The organism is Acinetobacter sp. V110_1, assembly GCF_031798975.1.
GTDB lineage: Bacteria > Pseudomonadota > Gammaproteobacteria > Pseudomonadales > Moraxellaceae > Acinetobacter > Acinetobacter nosocomialis_A.
Map to the genome: position 1 here is coordinate 372,909 of NZ_JAVQNN010000030.1, position 20,706 is coordinate 393,614.

A 20,706-nucleotide genomic window follows, 5' to 3' on the forward strand; every position below is an offset into this window, starting at 1 on the left:
TCCTGAAATGAAATTGAACAGTTATAATTTTTTGTTAGGTTTGGCATTTGCTTCAGCGGTAGCCGCACCTGCCTCTCATGCAGAAATTGTAATTCATGGCACTCGTGTAATTTATCCATCAGATGCCCGAGAAGTTACGCTACAAGTTAGCAATAACGGTTCAAAACCAGCTCTTGTCCAAGCTTGGATTGATGAAGGCGACCCAAAAAGTACTCCGGATCAATCAAAAGTTCCTTTTATGATTGCTCCTCCAATTTCTCGTGTTGAAGCAACAAAAAGTCAGACTTTCCGTATCACTGCTTTACCCACTGCTTCTCAGTTAAATCAGAAGCAAGAAACTGTTTTGTGGTTAAACGTTTTGGATATTCCTCCAAGACCAACTTCAAAGAGTTCAGATACGACACCTGATAATTTTCTGCAATTAGCCATTCGCTCACGTATTAAATTCTTCTATCGTCCAGCTTCGATTAAAGATGACGCGAACTTAGCAGCAGATAAGCTTCAATGGGTTAAATCTGGTCAAAACTTAACGGTAAGAAATCCAACACCTTTTCATATCACGATGACTTCTATTTTTCAGAAAGTGGGTGATAAAAAAGTTGATTTATTACCTGAAGGGCTCATGGTTAAGCCTTTTTCTGATGCATCTGTTCAGCTTAAGAACGGCAATCTTCAGGATATGAGTTTTATTAATGTGAATGACTACGGTGGTCGAGTCGAACACTCAATAAAACTTCAATAATCAGATTTATATTTTTAATAAATTTTAAGCACCTATTATGTGAGTAGGCGGACTTAGCTATGCCAAAAAAACGGCAAGAATCTTATAAATTATTAAAACGCCATATTTGTTATTACTTGGCTTCTGGTGTTGTTACAATGACAATGCCTGTATTCGTGCACGCTGAAGAAACAGCTGCGAGTGCTCCTGTGGAAGCTGAGTTTGATTCTGCTTTTTTAATTGGCGATGCAAAAAAAGTTGATATTTCTCGCTTTAAATATGGCAATCCTGTTTTACCTGGCGAATACAACGTTGACGTATATGTAAATGGTCAATGGTTTGGTAAACGCCGCATGGTTTTTAAAGCTGTAGATCCAACGCAAAATGCGGTGACTTGCTTTACAGGAATGAATCTTCTTGAATACGGCGTAAAACAAGAGATTTTGACTAAGCATGCTCCCCTTCAAAAAGAAAATAATACTTGCTACAAAATTGAAGAATGGGTAGAAAACGCATTTTATGAGTTTGATAACTCTCGCTTACGTGTAGATATTTCAATTCCTCAAGTCGCATTACAAAAAAATGCGCAAGGTTATGTCGATCCAAGTGTGTGGGATCGTGGTATTAATGCAGGCTTTTTATCTTATAGTGGTAGTGCTTATAAGACGTTTACTCATTCTAATGATAGAAGTGAAACGTCAAATGCATTTATGGGAATCACTGCCGGACTAAATTTAGGTGGCTGGCAATTACGTCATAACGGTCAGTGGCAGTGGCAAGATACACCTGCTGAAAATCAGTCTAAATCAAGTTACGAAGAAACAAGTACTTACCTGCAGCGAGCATTTCCAAAATATCGTGGTGTGTTAACACTTGGGGATAGCTTTACCAACGGCGAAGTATTTGACTCTTATGGCTATCGCGGTATCGATTTCTCAAGTGATGATCGAATGTTACCGAATAGTATGCTTGGCTATGCTCCACGTATTCGTGGTAATGCTAAAACCAATGCAAAAATTGAAGTTCGCCAGCAAGGTCAACTTATTTATCAAACAACAGTAGCACCAGGTAACTTTGAAATTAACGACCTATACCCTACTGGTTTTGGTGGTGAGATTGAAGTTACTGTTATTGAAGCAAATGGTGAGATTCAAAAATTTGCCGTGCCTTATGCATCTGTTGTACAGATGTTACGTCCTGGTATGAACCGTTATTCTTTAACTGTAGGTCAATTCCGTGACCGTGATATTGATCTTAATCCTTGGGTGGTTCAGGGTAAATATCAACAAGGTATTAACAACTATTTAACAGGTTATACCGGAATTCAGGCTTCTGAAAATTATACAGCTTTATTGTTAGGTGCCGCTTTTGCAACACCTGTTGGTGCAATTGCATTTGACGTTACCCACTCTGAAGCTGACTTTGAAAAGCAAGCTTCTCAGTCAGGGCAAAGTTTCCGTTTGAGTTATAGTAAATTAATTACCCCAACCAATACGAACTTAACACTTGCTGCTTATCGCTACTCAACTGAAAACTTCTATAGATTGCGTGATGCTCTTCTTATTCGTGATTTAGAAGACAAAGGCATAAATACCTATTCTGCCGGTCGTCAACGTAGTGAATTCCAAATTACCTTAAACCAAGGCCTTCCTGAGGGTTGGGGTAACTTCTACATGGTAGGTTCATGGGTTGATTATTGGAATCGTAGCGAAACGACTAAACAGTATCAAATTGGTTATAGCAACAATTACCATGGTTTAACTTATGGCTTGTCTGCGATTAACCGTCAAGTTGAATATGGTTCAAACACTCAATCACGTGATACTCAGTACTTAATGACATTGTCTTTCCCAATGAACTTCAAGAAGAACTCAGTCAATGTCAACATTACTGCATCTGAAGATAGTCGTACAGTGGGTGCAAGTGGTATGGTGGGTGATCGCTTTAGTTATGGTGCTTCTATGTCGCATCAAGACTATACAAACCCATCGTTTAACGTCAATGGTCGTTATCGTACTAACTATACAACTGTTGGTGGTTCTTATAGCGTAGCTGATTCTTATCAGCAAGCAATGGTGAGCTTAAGCGGTAGTATTGTTGCTCACTCAGAAGGTGTCTTATTTGGCCCTGAACAAGGTCAAACAATGGTACTTGTACATGCACCTGATGCAGCTGGCGCAAAAGTAAATAATACGGTTGGTCTAAGTGTCAACAAAGCAGGTTATGCGGTAGTTCCTTATGTTACTCCATACCGTCTTAATGACATTACGCTTGACCCTCAAGAAATGTCTAGCAAAGTAGAACTTGAAGAAACGAGTCAACGTATTGCTCCATTTGCTGGTGCAATTGCTAAAGTAGACTTTGCAACCAAAACTGGTTATGCGGTTTATATTAAAAGTAAAACTGTAGATGGCAACAGTCTACCGTTTGCTGCACAAGTCTTTAACCAAAAAGACGAAGCTGTAGGTATTGTTGCACAAGGTAGTATGATTTATTTACGTACCCCGCAAGCTCAAGACAGTCTCTATGTAAAATGGGGTGATGAAAGTAATGAGCGTTGTTCGGTTGAGTACAATGTAAGTAACCAGCTACAAAATAAGCAACAAAGCGTGGTAATGACGGAGGCTGTCTGCAAATGAAAAGAATATTATTAACGGGTGCTCTATTTGCTGCTGGCTTTGGCGTGTATGGTGAAGCTAATGCCGCGTGCTATATAGTTAATTATGAAGCAAATGATGTACTTATGGCGGTGGGACGTGTTGTTGTACGTCCTAGTGATCAAGTCGGTGCTATTTTAAGAAAAGCGACTTTTCCTATTACGCGCACTAGAACACAAGCGAATAATTGTGATAGTCGAGATGTTGCAGTCGCGGAATTAACGCAAGCTTATCCATTAAGTTCTTTAGGCAATAGCATCTATACCACGAATATTCCGGGTATTGGTATTCGCCTATATCGTGAAGCAGATAATAATACCAATTTTTCTGGTTATTACCCTTATCAGCGTGGTGGAATCTCAGGTAATCGTTACTTAGCAGATGGCTATTTTGTTGTGGAAATCATTAAGATTGCCTCACAAACAGGTTCAGGGACTTTAGTTCCTGGTAGATATAGTAGTTATTATATTCGCGGCTTTCCAGATAAACCTTTCTTAACAAGTACTGTTAATGCCAATGCGATTACCATTGCATCTTCTTCATGTGAAATACAAGGTAATATCAATAAAGTTGTACAGCTTCCTACTGTTACAAAGGCTGGCTTCAAAGGTGTGGGTTCAACGCAGGGCGAACAAACCTTTGATATGAACATTCTGTGTAATGGTGGTATCAACCCTACTGGTTATGAAGAGAAAAACCTCATTAGTTTGACTTATGACTTTACTCAAGATGGTACAAACAATCAGGTTTTAGCGAATACAGCTGCAGCTTCTGAAAAAGCAAATGGTGTGGGCGTACAGTTACTTTGGAATTATCAAAATAAAAATCAGGTTATCAAAAAAGGAGACAAGCTCGCTTTAGGTACATTGTCTTCTAACCAGACACTTCAATATAACGTACCAATGACTGCCCGCTACTATCAAACAGCAACGAATGTTACACCTGGTAAAGTTCGTGCTATGGCAACTGTAACTATTGAATATGATTAATCATATTCAATAGTTTATAAACTCAAAAATATCAGATATTTAAAAACTAATAATAACTTTTTATCAATACTTTCTAAGAACTTAATACTTAACTTTATAGGAACATCTATGAAAAAAATAGGTATCGTTGCAGTTAGTGCAATTACATTATGCTGGGCCATGTATGAAGTATCTTCTGATAAGACCAATACAACACTGCGTAATGAACCCGGCCAAAAAGTAACACCTAAAAAAGTTACAGCCAATACAAATAATGAAAAGCTGGCAACTCAAATGCTATTGGCTCAAACTAACTCCCTTAATTCTGCCCCAGTCTGCCAATATAATTTTGATGCAACTCAAGAAGATTATGATTTATGGAATAGTGAACATTCTGATGAATTACCAATGAAGAAGTTTCCACTTATTGAGGGACAAAAGTTCGGTTTTAAAATAAATCCGATTGCAGAAGATAATTACGATTACTTAGCGTATATAGCAAAAAGTAAAGCAAAATTGACTTCAAAAAGTGAGATGGGAGATTTCTTATTGCCTCAAACAGGCATAATTGCTTTAGAGATGGAGCTTAAGGTGCCAACAATAGCACCGGGTAGCTCATCATTTGGGAACTCGTCGTATATATCCCATATCACTTTTACAGGTACAACAAATAATAATTATACGATTAGTTCATTTTATAATTTTAATATTGGAACTTATGATCCTGATTTTGGTGAGAATCCCGCTAGTTTAAATTATTACTTAACATCTCGAGTTAGTGATAATAATGGTCCAACAAATATGTATTACAAAAATAAGAATATGGTAAATAATTCTAATGAGTATCAACGCTTAGGAATATATATTAACCAAGATACTAAAAAAGTTGGTTTTATCTTTAATGGGGTCGATGAAGGATATCAATTTACATTACCTTCTACACTTCAGAATGCGGGTTTTACACTTTATGAAAGTGTAGGAATCTTTTCTACGAACTTCTTTGGACAAGAGTTAACTGCTGAACTCATTACTGACCGTAATGCGCTACAGTTTAACTACCCTCAGGGTACAACTGACATATGTGGTAATGCCATTTAAAATGTAAAACTATTAAGCGTAAAAAGGGCTGAATCACAGCCCTTTTTTATTTCATTTAGAAATGAATGACTGTGCGAATTGATTTACCTTCGTGCATTAAATCAAAAGCGGTATTAATGTCTTGTAAAGGCATGGTATGAGTCACAAAAGGTTCGAGTTGAATTTCACCTTTCATAGCATCTTCGACCATTTTAGGAAGTTGTGAGCGGCCTTTTACCCCACCAAACGCAGTACCTAACCATTTACGGCCTGTAACTAGCTGGAACGGACGAGTTGAAATTTCTTGGCCTGCACCCGCTACACCAATAATGACAGATTGTCCCCAACCACGATGTGCACACTCTAGAGCCGAGCGCATAACATTGACGTTACCAATACATTCAAATGAGTGATCTACCCCCCAGCCTGTCATTTCTACAATGACTTGTTGAATAGGTTGATCATAATCTTTTGGATTTAAGAAATCTGTAGCACCAAACTGTTTAGCAAGTTCAAATTTATCTGGGTTAGTGTCTACTACAATAATACGTCCTGCTTTTGCCTGACGCGCACCTTGTACAACAGCTAAACCAATACCACCTAAGCCAAATACCGCAACTGAATCACCTTCTTGTACTTTAGCTGTGTTATGCACGGCGCCAATACCAGTCGTCACACCACAGCCCAGCAAGCATACTTGCTCGTGATTTGCCTCAGGATTGATCTTAGCTAAAGATACTTCGGCTACTACCGTATATTCACTAAAGGTTGAACAACCCATATAGTGGTAAATCGGCTCACCATTATATGAAAAACGTGTGGTGCCATCCGGCATAACGCCTTTACCTTGAGTGGCACGTACAGCAACACACAGGTTAGTTTTTCCAGATTTACAGAATAAGCATTCTTTACATTCTGCTGTATAAAGCGGAATAACATGATCACCCGGTTGAACACTCGTTACACCTTCACCGACTTCAACAACCACACCTGCACCTTCATGACCTAAAATTGCTGGGAAAACACCTTCAGGATCATCACCAGACAGTGTAAAAGCATCGGTATGACATACACCAGTATGGGTAATCTTGATTAAAACCTCTCCCGCTTTGGGTGGTGCAACATCAATTTCAACAATTTCTAAAGGTTTTCCTGGAGCAAAGGCGACAGCTGCACGAGATTTCATCTTTGGGTTTCCTTTATATCATTCGGTATTTATAGTCGAGCAAATTAGATAATGTAACTGTAATACAAGAGCTTAATTTTGCTTGAATTAAAATTGGCTTTCATCGCAATCCATCACAGCATAGCCAGTCAGATACGTCTAAGCAAGCCCGTGTTTCAAAAAGAAGAAGCCTCTTATGTTAAGAAGCTTCTCTGATCAAATCATTTATATTAAACACTTTATATTGACTTATAGGTAAATATCCGGTGGATATGGTGTGTTATCGCTAATAGGTGTATAGAGCGTATTTTCAACAAAGAAGCCGTCTGGAGCTTGAGTAGTATCGATTGTAATCGAATCAAACATCACTTGCGGGTATGCCCAGATAAATTGCTTCATTAGCCCTAGAGACACATTGTTTTTCATATCCCCAAAAATCCGTTGCCAGATTGGTGTGCGATACGGTTTGTTTTTATCGAACCCGTAGATATAAGCAATAGATGCATCTGGTACGAAGCCTGATAAATAAGCCACTTTATTTACAGGATAGCCTAAATCTTGAGTTGGTATTTGTGAAACAGCCTGATGAGCTAAATCTAATTTAGCCTCTAAAAGCCAATCATAGGCTTCAGTCATGATGTAATCAAAATTTGGATAAGAATAGTGTTCACTTGGATAGTTGATATAAGTTGCAAGAGTTTGTATTGGAGAACGAATAGATGGGAAAAAGATTAATGGACACACTTGGGCATTTGCATATTTTGCTTTAATCGCTGTTCGGATATCTTGGCAGGTCTGCCCTAACTTATTTCTTAACCATGTTTTAAATTCATCATACGGTGTTCCTGTTTTATTCATCGCCTCATAGATTGTTCCTAAGTCTGGCGCATATAAGCCTGTATCTGCATTAAAAGCTAACTTAGTTGGATAGTCATAGACACATGGTAAGTTTGTATCAGTGTTATACCACCACCAAGGCTCACCAATTTGCATGTTGACATCACATCCACCCGTCACCATGGTATCTGCAAACTCAATAAAAACTTTATGTAAGTATGCCAAAGCATTTTGATCGCTTAAACTGAAGAAATAACTTGGAGGCTGGTAGCCTGTTTTACCCAAATTACTATTCCAGTCGCGCTGTGCCCAGAACTCATTTGCTCCTAGCGAATACATTTCAAAACTTACCCCAAAAACGGGTTGCATATTTGCATTATGCAGAGCTTGGGCATATTTCTCATGCCATTTACGGGTACATGGGTTAACAACATCTTGTCCGGTCACTAAGGTATCTGGAATCTGAAATCTATTAATATCACTTCTCCAGATCATTTCAGGATAGTGCGACATACCACAATAATGGTTAATAAAACCGTGATATCCCAAAGCAGCCATGTTATCGACGATTCGTTGTGGATTCAGATCGTAATGGTCGTCATAGCTGGTACACAAACCATAATTATGCTGAGGTACAACCACTCGGCTTAGATTTAATTTTGCATTTGCACCTGTCACGACTGAATTAGTAATGCGAATATAACCATCTTCCGCCTGACTTAAAGGCAATGACGAATGTGCGTTATAGCTACTTGTAAACGCTGAAAATGAAATTCGCTGAATATTGGTCACAGGAAAGCTATCTGTGGCCGAAAAACCTGCTTTGACTGTATCCCAATTAATATGAATATGGGCAGATCTTGAAGATGGAGTATTCGCATAGTTGAACAAAACAATATACGCAATTTTATCTACCCCATTATCGTTATAGTAAACCGTTAAAGTTGGGGTTAATGACTCATTATTTAAAACAGGCATAGACGATGACAGCTCAATGTCAAAGTCCCAAATCACACCCGAATAGCTATACTTGGTTTCATAAGCTAGCAATTTATGATCTTTAGAGTCGTAAGAGTCCCAACTAATACCAGCTAAGTCTGTGGTCATGCGTGAGCGGAAAGATGCTTCAAAACCATTGCCATAATTGGTAATGGCAAAAGACATGCTTTGTGGGCCATCTATTCTCCAATAGCTTGGGCTGAACCGATCAATAAGTATATTTTGAGTAATGGGATAAGGTGAAACAGTAGAATTATTTTGTACATTTTCTGAATTATTTATCATGTCATATTGCTCTTAATGGTTTTAAGAAGCTTTATATTAAATAATAATTTTAATTATATTGTTCAGATAAGTAACAATTGAGTTTAATCTATTAACAGTAGATAATTCTTATTGTCTTTAAAATAATATGAAAATAACACATTATTTTAATTCTAAAGTGGACTTTGCAATAAGGAGCAATGAATGCCAAATTTTTCTCAGTTAAGGCACTTTAGAGTATTACTTATTTTTACTCCAGCGCTATCATTATTAAGTGGTTGCAGTGATAACGCATTTTATAAGAATACTAAACCTACTGTTATTTCTTCTAGTATTGCAAAATCTTACTCAGAGCCAGACACATATTTGGGTGAAAAACTTCAGCCAAATGAAAAGCTGACAGCACAACAAATATCGACAGTTATTGAAGAATCTATCCGAAAAGAATACTCATCAGGACAAGCCTTAAGAGATGCACATCCTAAAGCACATGGCTGTGTTCGTGCCGAGTTTCATGTACTTAAAAATATTCCAACTCAACTCGCAAAAGGTGTATTTGTTCCCGATAAAAGCTATGAGGCATGGATTCGCTTTTCGAATGCTTCCAAGGATGCTTCTCAAGCGGATATTGAAAAAGATGCCCGTGGCATGGCTATAAAAGTTTTAGGTGTACCCGGCGAGAAAATTTTAGAAAGTGAAAAAGAAGCCACAACTCAAGATTTTATTATGATCAATCACCCAGTCTTTTTTGTGAATGATGGACAAAGATATCTTTCTTTTATGCACGATATTAATAGTAAAAGTACTTTTAGAAAGCTTCATATTCCGTTTGCTTTAGGACTTAAAGGAACAATGAATGCCTTAGGAGCGCGTAATTCTAAAATTTCTAATCCTTTATATGCACGTTACTGGTCTATGGTGCCCTATCAACTCGGTTTGGGTAGTGACCGTCAAGCTGTTAAGTACTCTGTAAGAAATTGCTCAACGGTGTCTACAGCTCTACCTGATCATCCAAACCATAATTTTTTAAGAGAGGCTTTAAAAGATAGCTTGCAGAAGCAAGAGATTTGTATGGAATTTTTAATACAACCAAGAACTTCAACTCAAATGCAAGTTGAAGATGCAATGACAGAATGGAAAGAAAAAGAAGCACCTTTTTATCAAGTTGCGACTATTCGTATTCCAAAGCAAAACTTTGATACGCCTGAACAAAATCAATTTTGTGAAAATCTTACCTTTACGCCTTGGCATGCTTTACCTGAACATAAACCTTTAGGTGCAATAAATAGAATGCGTAAAGTTATTTATGAAAATATAAGTAAAGTCAGACATGACATGAACTCTGCACCTCGACAAGAACCTTAGAAATCAAGTAGTCATCACTTAAATATAAAAAGAACTGCCGATAAGTAAGGCAGTTCTTTTTATATTTTTATTTATTAGAAATAGCTATATGGTTAAGGTCTACATATCAGTTTTTCAACAATAGAGCTGGGAATGGCTAACCTCTTTTTTATTGTGTAATCTCCTTTACTTGTATCGATAGTGATTCGATCAATGAAATCTGCTAACCATAAAATAAAATCTTCTTCGCTTTTATAGTTGGGAAGCAAACTAATATCAAACTTAAAAGGTAGTTCCTCTTGAAAGTTAAGAAGAGCACCTCCGAAATCAAAAAAATTATATAAAAACTTCAACTCAGTACCCGTAATAGCTTTTTTTATTTCTATAATTAAATTATTTAAGTTTTTCAGATGATTGTTCGTGTAATCTTGTTTAATATTTTTAGAAATTTTTTCTGCTAATAGTAAGTATTTTGGCATTTCTATCTCCTTATTAATTTCTTATAAAATATGAGTATAAAATCAAAGTTATAAAAATAAGTTTTTAGTTTTTATTAAAATGTTATTTATTTTTAAATTTAATATAAAATTATGTAAGTTGAAACCATTTATTATTTTAAATTGTGATCTACTTTAATTTATATTCCAAGTAAATTAATAGGTTTTATATGAATCATAAATAAGCTCAATATTTTTTAATTATTGAGCTTATCTTTAATTTACTTAATATGATTAAAAGTATAATACTTTAATCTTAAGTCATTTTATGGGAATTCTTCATCTTATGAATTTTCCCACATTTCCTGCATTCTCTTACTTCATCATGTGAAATATCAAAGTCGTATTCCCAGATGTGCATACAGAAAAACTGTCTAAAATTATGGAGCATAGACACCTCCTTTTAAAAAACCAACACATATGAAAGTTCTTTAGGTTCAGAATACATCTAGACTAAACTGTCTACAAGAGAGCCTTTTACCCTATCTTTATTTGAAAAATACGAGAAAAGCTCGGGTTCAATGGAAAAAAATGTATTTTAAAATTTCTATATCTCCTTCATGAGTGAAGATAATTAAAAACTAACATTGATTTCTGTATCTGTTTTTATAGCGAACAAGCAAGTTATGTTCACAGTGAAAACTTATGTGAATAGATCCATATCAACATAGATTGTTAAGGTCAAAAAAAACCGCCCCAGAAGGCGGTCGCTGAATTTTGACAGCGATACATAGAAGTGTGGTGGAAACACTTCTATATTCTTTAAGTTATTTTTCTTCTTTTATCATTTTTATAAAAGCTTCTGATTTAAAGTAGTTGATGATGAGTTCACCATCATCACTTGTCTGTGCCGTCACTGATGAACTTTTAAAGTTATCAAACTCACTATTAAATTTAAAATCTGGAGGAATAAATTTTGAAATAGGCGGAATTTGTGTCTCCCCACCTGTAGTCATTCTTTCTATAAATCCTGCTAACCATAAAATATATTCATCCTTATTTTTATGACTAGGCATTAGACTAATATCAATCTTAACGGCGCATTCATCTAGTGGTTTTGTCAGATATTCTTCGAAGTCGATAAAGTTATATTTAAGCTTAAATTTAGTGTCTTTAATTTCTTTACGGATTACGCCTATTAAGTTATTCAGGTGTTCCGTGGGACTATCCGAGAAAAGATCTTGTTCTTCAATTTTCTTATGTACCTTTTCAGCAATCATTAAATATTGTGGCATTTCCTATCTCCTTTTCCTTCCTATTCTTGGGAGGTTGCTTACTCAGCTTTTTAAGGAAGTATGATAGAAATCATGTGTTTTAATGTAGTTGTTAGTGACCTCATTGTAAGTAATGTGAATTTGTGCAGCTCGATTATTTATTAAAGCACAACTTATAAAAATAATGAGAATTACGACACTATTTTATCGCTAAAACTCCTAAATTATCGAAATAATTTCTTGCAGTAAAATGCAGCTCACATTGGCAAAATGATCATTGAATAGACCTCTTGTGATGTTTTAAAAATATCATTTAATACATTGTTTTATATAAATTTTAATTTTATGGTTTTTTTAGAGTACAACAAAATCATACAGTTATTGTGATTTTTGACATATAAATTGAATATAAGAATGCTCAGATAGCTCTAACTTGGATGCGAATTAAATGCTTACATGATCAATCAGCTATATCAACAGTATAGTAATATGGCCTTAAGTGCTTGGGGTTTTACTGATTTACCTTCTTATACAGATAGATACGATCCTAATGAGAAAGATATAGTGATAAAGACAAATAACTGGTGGAATGATGATGCAGCAGAAGAAAAAACGCGTCAGGGTCTTACCGCCTTTGTAGCCCTTGATGATGCATTTATGAGTATTGCCTCACGTATCTATTTAATTAGAAATGCCAAGGAAACGATAGATCTACAATATTATATTTGGACCAATGATTTTGTGGGTAACCTCATTTTGCATGAATTGCTCAAGGCGGCAGATCGAGGTATTAAAGTTCGACTTTTAATTGATGATCAAAACGGCATAAAACTTGATGGCATATTAAGAAGTCTCTCACAGCATACCAATTTTGAAATTAGATTATTTAATCCTTATAAGTTTCGATATCTACGCATTTTTGACTATATTTTTCGCTTCAAAAAAGTAAATCACCGTATGCATAACAAGCTCATTATTGCAGATGCTTCGATTGCAGTAACAGGCGGTAGAAATATTAGTAGTGAATATTTTGAAGCAAGCAGTAAGTTTCAATTTACAGATATGGATATTTTGTTCTATGGAGACGCCGTAAGACATGGCCAAGCTGTATTTGCCGATTTTTGGGAAAGTACCTTAAGTGTAAATGCAACTGACATTATTGGAACTTGTGCTGAGCATCATTTAAAAGCTTTAAGAGAGCATTATGAACAATTACACCATGAAGACCATAGCCTTACTGAAGATAAGCTTTATGATGCGCAGAGCTATTTAAAAGAGCTTTTAGAGCATAACCCTATTCAGTGGTCTAAAGCACACTTTGTAGCAGACTCGCCCAAGAAGATTTTGGGTACTGCAACCGAACATGAAATGCTTTATGGGCAAGTCATGTCTATTATGGGTAAACCTAAGCAGCACTTAGAACTCGCTTCGGCTTATTTTGTACCGACACAACAAGGTACTTATTATTTAAAGCAACTGCGAGTTGAAGGAATCAAAGTTCGTGCTTTAACCAACTCTTTTGCTGCAAATGATGTTGCGATCGTACATGCTTTTTATAGCCAATACCGCGTAGAAATGCTTAAAAATGGCATTGAGCTTTATGAGTTTAAACCTGTGCTAGAACGGCGGCGTAGAACTTGGTACGAAATTGTAACGGGGAGCGTTATACCAGCAAAAGATAAAAACAAATCAAGTTTGCATGCTAAATTTTTTGATGTAGACGGCAAAGTATTTATTGGTTCTTTTAACTTTGACCCCCGCTCTACTTACTTAAATACCGAAGTTGGCTTAGTAATCGAATCTAGCCAGCTACAGACCCAAATTTCGGTCATGTTAGATCGGTATTTGCCGCAAGTAGCCTATCAACTAAAACTAAATAGCCAAGGGCAAATTATCTGGCTAGATTATCAGTCAAATGGGCAAGTTATTGAATATGATAAAGACCCGGGAACTAGTCGCTTTCAAAGAACAATGATTAAAGCTGTTTCTTACCTGCCCATTGAATGGATGATGTAATTTTGAATATTACAAGAATCCAATTTCACTAAAGAATTTTTGATAGGCTTCTGCTTTCTTCTCAAGAGCTAATGGATATGCTCTAGAAGAGGATGGTAACCGATATAAATGAATATTACGGTCTGCAAAGTAAGTTGATGTCGATGTCCCAATTAAAGGTTTTTCAGTGTTTTCAGGTAAAACCGAAATTAAGGTATCAGTGGCTTTGTCGCCTGTCGTCATAATCGTCTGACATAAAGGAATTTGCTGAAGTAAAGCAGCTAAATCTGTTGGAGTCACAATTTCCAGAAATTTATCGGAAGCATTACCCTTGAGGCGTTTAATTTGATAAGCCGTATCGAAAATGGCTATTCCTGTTTCAGTTAAGAAATTTCGGATACGTTCTTCATTAAATGTTTTCTGATTTTCACTTAAAAAATAGGTTTTATCTTGGAAGAAGATTAAGCCAAAAATTCTCCACATGTCATTTTGAAAGTTTGGATAGTAAAAGTCCATCTTCCATTTATTACGGGGTGGTGGAAAACTCCCTAGCATTAATAAACGGGCATTTTCAGGTAAAAATGGCTGTAGTGGATGGGTTTCTATCTCAATTATCATAAAAAATCAGTATTTACTTTAAAAATTTATAAGTAACTTAACGCATTTTTAGGTTAATCACGAGTCAAGAAATGCAAATTCTGTTAATCAAAGCGTTAAGTTATTTCATTTTCCTCTTGTTGAGGAATGCTAATTTTAAAAATACTGTGTGAGTTTTGATTGATGTAATCAACCTGTCCTTTATGCGCAATCACCAGTGCCTGTACAACTGGAAGTCCTAAGCCAGTTCCGCCTAGCTCTTTATTTCTTGACTGTTCAAGCCGAAAAAAAGGATTAAATAATTCTTTATGGTGCTCAGCTGAAATACCTGGCCCTTCATCTTCTATTTCTAAAACCCAATCATGTTGATGATATTGGGTTGAAATTTTTAACTTGCCCGGATTTGCATATCGCGTGGCATTATCAAGTAAAGCAATTAAAACTTGTTCTATTCGTCTATGATCGCACTTCACTTCTGGTGCTTGAATATTGAAAGTTACTTTAAGTTGAGCAGTCTGTAGTTTTTCTTGAAACATATGCACAACTTTATAGGCAATCTCATTAAAATTTATCGTTTCAATATTAAGTCTGAGCTGCTGGTTTTCAAAAAGACTTAGAGTACGTAAGTCTTCCACAAGGTTCGATAATCCTTCAACTTGACTCAGTAAATTTTTAAATAAAGCCGGCTCGGGTTTAAAGACACCATCAATAATACCTTGTAGCCGTCCTTGTAAAATTGTGACAGGTGTTCTTAGCTCATGGGCAATGGCAGCATTCCAGACATGAGCGTTTTGTACAGAAGTTTCAAGCTTTTGAGCCATATCATTAAAATTATGCATCAGTTCAGCAATTTCGGAAGTATGATGCATAGGACTGTCCACACGTGCAGATAAATCACCCTGACTAATTTTTTTTGCTGCATCTGCTAATAGATTAATCGGCACAATAAAACGTTGAGCAAGTTTGATACCTAAAATAATTGAAAATGCCGTACCAAATAGAAGCACGGCGAATAACCATACGCCGTCTAAATAGTGGAAAAACTCATCGCTCTCTTTTAATTTTTCTAGAGAAATAAGACCAACTTCGATCGCAACATAATAGGTACCATAACCTAATATGAGCGAACTCAACGTAACAATTAGACTGGTAAAGCTAAGTGCAATAATCAGTTGTTTACTAATGCCGGTTTTATTTTTCATGCGGATTATCCAAACGGTAGCCTACCCCACGAACATTAATTAGCATGTTCTCTAAACCTAGCTCTTCCATTTTCTTTCGTAGCTTACTGACATGGCTATCAACTGTACGCTCAAGCGCATCACGATCTGGTAAGCAATGATTCATCAGTTCAGAACGGGTAAAAACTTTATGTGGATGGGGTAGCATCAATAGCAAAATTTTGTATTCGGTCAGGGTCAAATTAAGTGCTTGTTGCTTGTTACCTAAATATATATAAGCAGTATGAATTTCGGTATTAACCTCAATACTTTTATAAATCAGATTTCGGTTAGACATTTGCTGATTTTGTTGGGTGCGCCGTAATACTGCTTGTACGCGTGCAACCACTTCATTGGGATTAAATGGTTTTACAACAAAGTCATCTGCCCCAATTCTTAGAGCCATAACTTTATCAATTTCTTGATCTAAAGCAGTCAGCATAATTACAGGTGTAGCTGCTTTTTGCCGAATTTTATTTAGAACTTCCCACCCACTTAATTCGGGCATTTTTATATCGAGTATGACCAAATCAATAGGCTGAGTTGCATGTATTTCAATGGCCTGTTTACCATTCATGGCACGTACGACACGCATGCCTTCGCGTTTTAAATAATGCTCGATAATATCGCCAATATCATAGTCATCTTCTACCACAAGAATAAGCTTATCTTGACAATTAAACGTAAAGGTTGACTCGAACATAGCAATAAAACGCAAGAAAATTTGATTTATGATACGCGCATTTTTCCGTAAATCTCCACACTTTTTCCACACATTAGTAATTTTTGTTACACACACATCAAAAATAATGCCAGCATCTAGAAATCCATTAGGTGTTACAAAAGTGCAGAAGCATTTTTTAGTTCCATTCATATTCTCAATTAGTCTTGTTTTACATGGCTGTGGTAAAGAACAAACGACAGATCAAGCTCAAGCACCAGAAGCTAAAGTCACTGTTTTAGCAATTCAACCGAAGTCTGTGAACTTTAGTGAAAATCTACCTGCACGTGTTCAGGCTTTCCGTACAGCCGAAATTCGTCCTCAGGTAGGCGGTATTGTTGAAAAAGTTCTGTTCACCCAAGGTAGTGAAGTCAAGGCTGGACAACCTTTATATAAAATAAACTCGGAAATTTTTGAAGCTGATGTAAATAGTAATCGAGCTGGTCTAAATAAAGCTGAAGCAGAAGTTAATCGTTTAAAAATACAACTAGAACGCTACCAGCAACTCTTACCAAGCAATGCAATTAGTAAGCAAGAAGTAAGTAATGCTGAGGCGCAGTATCGCCAAGCGATCGCAGATGTTGCTCAAATGAAAGCTTTGCTTGCTCGCCAAAATCTTAATTTACAGTACGCCACAGTGCGAGCGCCAATTTCGGGTCGTATTGGTAAATCATTTGTGACCGAAGGTGCTCTAGTCAGCCAAGCTGATAGCAATACGATGGCTACCATTCAACAAATTGACCGAGTTTATGTCGACGTAAAACAGTCTATTGGTGAATATGAGCGCTTAAAGGCAGCCTTACAAAGTGGAGAATTATCTGCCAACAATCAAAAAGGTGTGCAAATTTTAAATAGTTTGGGACAACCTTATAACGTGTCGGCAAAAATGCTTTTTGAAGATATTAATGTTGACCCTGAAACGGGTGATGTCACCATCCGTATTGAAGTGACCAATCCTGAAAGAAAATTACTACCGGGCATGTATGTTCGCGTCAATATTGAACGCGCTTCTGTTCCACAAGCTTTACTTGTTCCGGAACAAGCTATTCAGCGCAATATGAACGGCGACCCACAAGTTTATGTTGTAAATGCCAAAGGTGGTGCAGATATACGCCCTGTAGAGCTGGGCCAACAATATCAACAATTTTATCTCATCAATAAGGGCTTGAAAGCTGGAGATAAAGTTGTCGTTGAAGGAATAGAACGTATTCAGCCTAACCAAAAGCTAGCGATTTCAGCATGGAAAGTCGCCTCGGCAGAAAATACGGTGAAGCAAGGAGATGCTAAATGATGTCTCAATTCTTTATTCGCCGCCCTGTTTTTGCGTGGGTAATTGCGATTTTTATTATTTTATTTGGTGTACTGAGTATTCCAAAGTTGCCTATTGCACGCTTTCCGAGTGTTGCGCCGCCTCAGGTGAACATTACTGCAAGCTATCCTGGCGCTACTCCCAAAACGATTAATGATAGCGTTATTACCCTCATTGAACGGGAAATGTCGGGAGTAAAAAACTTACTCTACTATAGCGCGACAACCGATTCGTCAGGAACCGCTGAAATTACTGCAACGTTTAAACCCGGCACTGATGTCGATATGGCTCAGGTCGACGTACAAAACAAGATTAAAGCGGTTGAAGCCCGCTTACCCCAAGTTGTTCGTCAACAAGGTTTAGCAGTCGAAGCATCATCCTCGGGCTTTTTAATGCTGGTTGGTTTAAACTCACCTAACCATCGTTATTCAGAAGTCGATTTAAGTGATTACTTAGTTCGTAATGTGGTCGAAGAGCTTAAACGTGTTGAGGGTGTCGGAAAAATTCAGTCTTTTGGTGCTGAAAAAGCAATGCGGATTTGGGTTGACCCCAATAAATTGATTTCTTATGGTCTATCGATTAGTGACGTAAACAATGCGATTCGCAGCAATAATATTGATATTGCACCAGGTCGGCTTGGTGACCGCCCTTTAGTTAACGGGCAGCTAATTACAGTACCTTTATCTGCTCAAGGGCAACTCGAAACAGTTGAGCAGTTTAAGAATATTAGCTTAAAGAGCAATATTAGCGGTGCTCATATTAAGTTATCGGATGTAGCCGATGTAGAAATGGGTGCGCAATCGTATAGCTTTGCAATTTTAGAAAATGGTAAACCTGCAACGGCTGCGGCAATTCAGCTTAGCCCTGGTGCAAATGCAGTAAAAACAGCCGATGCGGTAAAGCAGAAACTCGATGAATTAAAAGTAAACCTACCCGAAGGAATGCAATTTAGTATTCCTTATGACACTGCACCTTTCGTTAAAATCTCGATAGAAAAAGTAGTTCATACCTTACTTGAAGCCATGGTGCTGGTTTTTATTGTGATGTATGTATTTCTTCATAATGTTCGCTATACCTTAATTCCTGCGATCGTGGCACCAATTGCCCTGCTCGGCACCTTTACCATCATGCTTTTGACAGGTTACTCAATTAATGTGTTGACCATGTTCGGTATGGTGCTTGCAATCGGGATTATTGTTGATGACGCGATTGTGGTGGTCGAGAATGTTGAACGGATTATGGCAACTGAAGGCTTATCGCCTAAAGAAGCGACTTCTAAGGCCATGACCGAGATTACCAGCCCAATTATTGGTATTACCTTGGTGTTAGCGGCTGTATTTTTACCAATGGCTTTGGCAAGTGGTTCGGTTGGTATTATCTATCGCCAATTTACGATTACCATGTCGGTTTCAATTTTATTCTCGGCATTTTTAGCTTTAACCCTAACTCCTGCACTTTGTGCAACCTTGCTAAAACCAATTGATGCGCACCATCAAAAGAAAGGATTTTATGCATGGTTTGATCGAAGCTTTGATAAGGTCACAAAAAAGTATGAAGTTATTCTTTTAAAAGTTGTTAAACATACGATTCCTACATTCATCATTTTTGTGGTGATTACAGGCCTAACTTTTGCCGGTATGAAATATTGGCCAACTGCCTTTATGCCTGAAGAAGATCAAGGCTGGTTTTTAACTTCGTTCCAATTGCCTTCTGATGCAACTGCAGAACGAACTCAAAAAATTGTCAAAGAGTTTGAAGGTCATTTAAATGAACAATCCGATGTAAAAAGCAATATTTCAATTATGGGTTGGGGATTTAGTGGCGCTGGCCAAAACGTCGCGCTCGCTTTTACAACCTTAAAAGATTTTGGTGAACGTGATAAATCTACAACTGACTATACCAACTTTGTTAATGCAGAAATGGCGAAAAGTAAGGAAGGTACAACGATGTCGGTACTTCCTCCAGCCATTGATGAGTTAGGTACCTCTTCAGGTTTTAGCTTGCGTTTACAAGATAAGGCCAATTTAGGAATGCCAGCTTTAATTTCGGCGCAAACAAAACTCATGGAAATGGCCGCTCAAAACAAAAAGTTTTATATGGTTTATCCAGAAGGCTTGCCACAAGGTGACAATATTAGTTTGAAAATAGACCGTGAGAAGTTAAATACCTTAGGTGTTAGCTTTGCTTCTGTTTCAGATATTATTTCGACTTCTATGGGGTCAATGTATATCAATGACTTCCCAAATCAGGGTCGTATGCAGCAAGTTATTGTTCAAGCCAATGCACAATCGCGCATGCATTTAAAAGATATTTTGAACTTGAAGGTTGCAGGCGCAAATGGACAACTGGTGTCTTTATCTGAGGTGGTTACTCCACAGTGGAACAAGTTGCCGCAGCAATATAATCGATATAATGGCCGTCCTTCATTAAGTATTGCTGGGGTTCCTAATATTGGAGTTTCTTCAGGCGATGCAATGCGAGAAATGGAAAAATTGATTGCTAAACTTCCTCAAGGAATTGGCTATGAATGGACAGGTATTTCTTTGCAGGAAAAACAGTCTGAATCGCAAATGGCATTTCTCATTGCTTTATCGATGTTGGTCGTATTCTTAGTGTTAGCTGCACTTTATGAAAGTTGGTCAATTCCACTCTCCGTTATGTTGGTTGTTCCTTTAGGTATTTTTGGAGCTATTTTGGCCATTATGTTAAGAGGAATGCCAAATGATATTTTCTTCAAAATTGGTCTGATTACCATTATTGGTTTATCTGCCAAAAACGCGATCTTAATTGTTGAGTTTGCAAAAATGCTTAAAGAAGAAGGTATGAGCTTAATTGAAGCAGCGGTTGCGGCAGCGAAGTTACGTTTACGTCCAATTTTAATGACTTCCCTTGCCTTTACTTGTGGTGTGATTCCGTTGGTAATTGCAAGTGGTGCGAGTTCAGAAACTCAGCATGCTCTAGGGACTGGTGTATTTGGAGGTATGATCTCTGCGACTATTCTGGCTGTATTTTTCGTGCCGGTCTTCTTTATTTTTGTATTGGGAGCCGCAGAAAAACTATTTTTAAAGAAGAAAACTAATCCATAAAACTGATTGAGGCGAAACAGTTAAGTGTTTCGCCT

The 20,706-nt window shown here is 37.1% G+C and carries 15 protein-coding genes; 8 read left to right on the forward strand and 7 right to left on the reverse strand.

Going from position 1 to position 20,706, the window contains the following annotated elements; genetic code table 11:
* Positions 1–7 precede the first annotated feature (7 nt).
* From RMA95_RS12720 to RMA95_RS12735, 4 genes are all read left to right on the forward strand, one after another.
* Positions 8–742, forward strand: coding sequence for a fimbria/pilus periplasmic chaperone (locus RMA95_RS12720; protein ID WP_311071044.1), 735 nt, complete (start codon positions 8–10; stop codon positions 740–742).
* 59 nt (positions 743–801) lie between these two features.
* Positions 802–3,360 carry a fimbria/pilus outer membrane usher protein gene (locus RMA95_RS12725; RefSeq protein ID WP_311071046.1) on the forward strand — a complete coding sequence of 853 codons (2,559 nt, stop codon included), beginning with the start codon at positions 802–804 and terminating at the stop codon, positions 3,358–3,360.
* Positions 3,357–4,367, forward strand: a complete 1,011-nt coding sequence (locus RMA95_RS12730; RefSeq protein WP_311071047.1) for a fimbrial protein — start codon at positions 3,357–3,359, stop codon at positions 4,365–4,367. The genes RMA95_RS12725 and RMA95_RS12730 overlap by 4 nt, the downstream gene beginning before the upstream one ends.
* A 108-nt stretch (positions 4,368–4,475) precedes the next feature.
* The gene (locus RMA95_RS12735; RefSeq protein WP_311071049.1) at positions 4,476–5,444 is read left to right on the forward strand and encodes a DUF4882 family protein; all 969 of its coding nucleotides are present in this window, start codon (positions 4,476–4,478) and stop codon (positions 5,442–5,444) included.
* 55 nt (positions 5,445–5,499) lie between these two features.
* Here the strand turns inward: RMA95_RS12735 and RMA95_RS12740 are convergent, their stop codons facing one another.
* Together RMA95_RS12740 and RMA95_RS12745 are read right to left on the reverse strand one after the other, a co-directional pair.
* A complete protein-coding gene (locus tag RMA95_RS12740) occupies positions 5,500–6,609 on the reverse strand; it encodes an S-(hydroxymethyl)glutathione dehydrogenase/class III alcohol dehydrogenase (RefSeq protein WP_311071050.1) in 1,110 nt (369 codons plus the stop codon).
* A gap of 228 nt (positions 6,610–6,837) precedes the next feature.
* Positions 6,838–8,709: a phage capsid protein gene (locus RMA95_RS12745; protein ID WP_311071052.1), complete on the reverse strand. Its 1,872-nt coding sequence runs from the start codon at positions 8,707–8,709 to the stop codon at positions 6,838–6,840.
* A 183-nt stretch (positions 8,710–8,892) separates the two neighbouring features.
* On the opposite strand from RMA95_RS12745, the gene RMA95_RS12750 reads away from it, so the two are divergent.
* On the forward strand, positions 8,893–10,053 hold the full coding sequence (locus RMA95_RS12750; RefSeq protein ID WP_311071053.1) for a catalase family protein: 1,161 nt from the start codon (positions 8,893–8,895) through the stop codon (positions 10,051–10,053).
* Positions 10,054–10,145: 92 nt separating this feature from the next.
* Here the strand turns inward: RMA95_RS12750 and RMA95_RS12755 are convergent, their stop codons facing one another.
* Together RMA95_RS12755 and RMA95_RS12760 are read right to left on the reverse strand one after the other, a co-directional pair.
* Entirely contained in the window at positions 10,146–10,511 is a 366-nt protein-coding gene (locus RMA95_RS12755) for a hypothetical protein (RefSeq protein ID WP_311071054.1), read from the reverse strand.
* 785 nt (positions 10,512–11,296) lie between these two features.
* Positions 11,297–11,764 carry a hypothetical protein gene (locus RMA95_RS12760; RefSeq protein ID WP_311071057.1) on the reverse strand — a complete coding sequence of 156 codons (468 nt, stop codon included), beginning with the start codon at positions 11,762–11,764 and terminating at the stop codon, positions 11,297–11,299.
* A 435-nt stretch (positions 11,765–12,199) separates the two neighbouring features.
* Here RMA95_RS12760 and RMA95_RS12765 point away from each other — a divergent pair, with 435 nt between their 5' ends.
* Positions 12,200–13,759 (forward strand): phospholipase D family protein, encoded by a 1,560-nt coding sequence (locus RMA95_RS12765; protein ID WP_311071059.1) that lies wholly within the window; start codon positions 12,200–12,202, stop codon positions 13,757–13,759.
* A 9-nt stretch (positions 13,760–13,768) separates the two neighbouring features.
* On the opposite strand, the gene RMA95_RS12770 is transcribed toward RMA95_RS12765, so the two are convergent.
* The 3 genes from RMA95_RS12770 to adeR form a co-directional block, all read right to left on the reverse strand.
* Entirely contained in the window at positions 13,769–14,356 is a 588-nt protein-coding gene (locus RMA95_RS12770) for a uracil-DNA glycosylase family protein (RefSeq protein ID WP_311071061.1), read from the reverse strand.
* A gap of 95 nt (positions 14,357–14,451) precedes the next feature.
* Complete coding sequence (gene adeS, locus RMA95_RS12775; protein ID WP_311071063.1) at positions 14,452–15,537, reverse strand: two-component sensor histidine kinase AdeS; 1,086 nt, start codon at positions 15,535–15,537, stop codon at positions 14,452–14,454.
* Positions 15,527–16,258, reverse strand: coding sequence for an efflux system response regulator transcription factor AdeR (gene adeR, locus RMA95_RS12780; RefSeq protein ID WP_311071065.1), 732 nt, complete (start codon positions 16,256–16,258; stop codon positions 15,527–15,529). Before adeR ends, adeS begins: the two co-directional genes overlap by 11 nt.
* A 142-nt stretch (positions 16,259–16,400) precedes the next feature.
* Between adeR and RMA95_RS12785 the strand changes: the two genes are divergently transcribed.
* Together RMA95_RS12785 and RMA95_RS12790 are read left to right on the forward strand one after the other, a co-directional pair.
* The gene (locus RMA95_RS12785) at positions 16,401–17,567 is read left to right on the forward strand and encodes an efflux RND transporter periplasmic adaptor subunit (protein ID WP_311071066.1); all 1,167 of its coding nucleotides are present in this window, start codon (positions 16,401–16,403) and stop codon (positions 17,565–17,567) included.
* On the forward strand, positions 17,564–20,671 hold the full coding sequence (locus RMA95_RS12790) for an efflux RND transporter permease subunit (protein WP_311071068.1): 3,108 nt from the start codon (positions 17,564–17,566) through the stop codon (positions 20,669–20,671). Before RMA95_RS12785 ends, RMA95_RS12790 begins: the two co-directional genes overlap by 4 nt.
* Positions 20,672–20,706 lie beyond the last annotated feature (35 nt).

Bases quoted from the DNA above. Each gene is read 5' to 3' on its own strand.
- RMA95_RS12720 (WP_311071044.1), top strand. From the start codon at position 8: ATGAAATTGAACAGTTATAATTTTTTGTTAGGTTTGGCATTTGCTTCA.
- RMA95_RS12725 (WP_311071046.1), top strand. From the start codon at position 802: ATGCCAAAAAAACGGCAAGAATCTTATAAATTATTAAAACGCCATATT.
- RMA95_RS12730 (WP_311071047.1), top strand. From the start codon at position 3,357: ATGAAAAGAATATTATTAACGGGTGCTCTATTTGCTGCTGGCTTTGGC.
- RMA95_RS12735 (WP_311071049.1), top strand. From the start codon at position 4,476: ATGAAAAAAATAGGTATCGTTGCAGTTAGTGCAATTACATTATGCTGG.
- RMA95_RS12740 (WP_311071050.1), bottom strand. From the start codon at position 6,609: ATGAAATCTCGTGCAGCTGTCGCCTTTGCTCCAGGAAAACCTTTAGAA.
- RMA95_RS12745 (WP_311071052.1), bottom strand. From the start codon at position 8,709: ATGATAAATAATTCAGAAAATGTACAAAATAATTCTACTGTTTCACCT.
- RMA95_RS12750 (WP_311071053.1), top strand. From the start codon at position 8,893: ATGCCAAATTTTTCTCAGTTAAGGCACTTTAGAGTATTACTTATTTTT.
- RMA95_RS12755 (WP_311071054.1), bottom strand. From the start codon at position 10,511: ATGCCAAAATACTTACTATTAGCAGAAAAAATTTCTAAAAATATTAAA.
- RMA95_RS12760 (WP_311071057.1), bottom strand. From the start codon at position 11,764: ATGCCACAATATTTAATGATTGCTGAAAAGGTACATAAGAAAATTGAA.
- RMA95_RS12765 (WP_311071059.1), top strand. From the start codon at position 12,200: ATGATCAATCAGCTATATCAACAGTATAGTAATATGGCCTTAAGTGCT.
- RMA95_RS12770 (WP_311071061.1), bottom strand. From the start codon at position 14,356: ATGATAATTGAGATAGAAACCCATCCACTACAGCCATTTTTACCTGAA.
- adeS (WP_311071063.1), bottom strand. From the start codon at position 15,537: ATGAAAAATAAAACCGGCATTAGTAAACAACTGATTATTGCACTTAGC.
- adeR (WP_311071065.1), bottom strand. From the start codon at position 16,258: ATGTTCGAGTCAACCTTTACGTTTAATTGTCAAGATAAGCTTATTCTT.
- RMA95_RS12790 (WP_311071068.1), top strand. From the start codon at position 17,564: ATGATGTCTCAATTCTTTATTCGCCGCCCTGTTTTTGCGTGGGTAATT.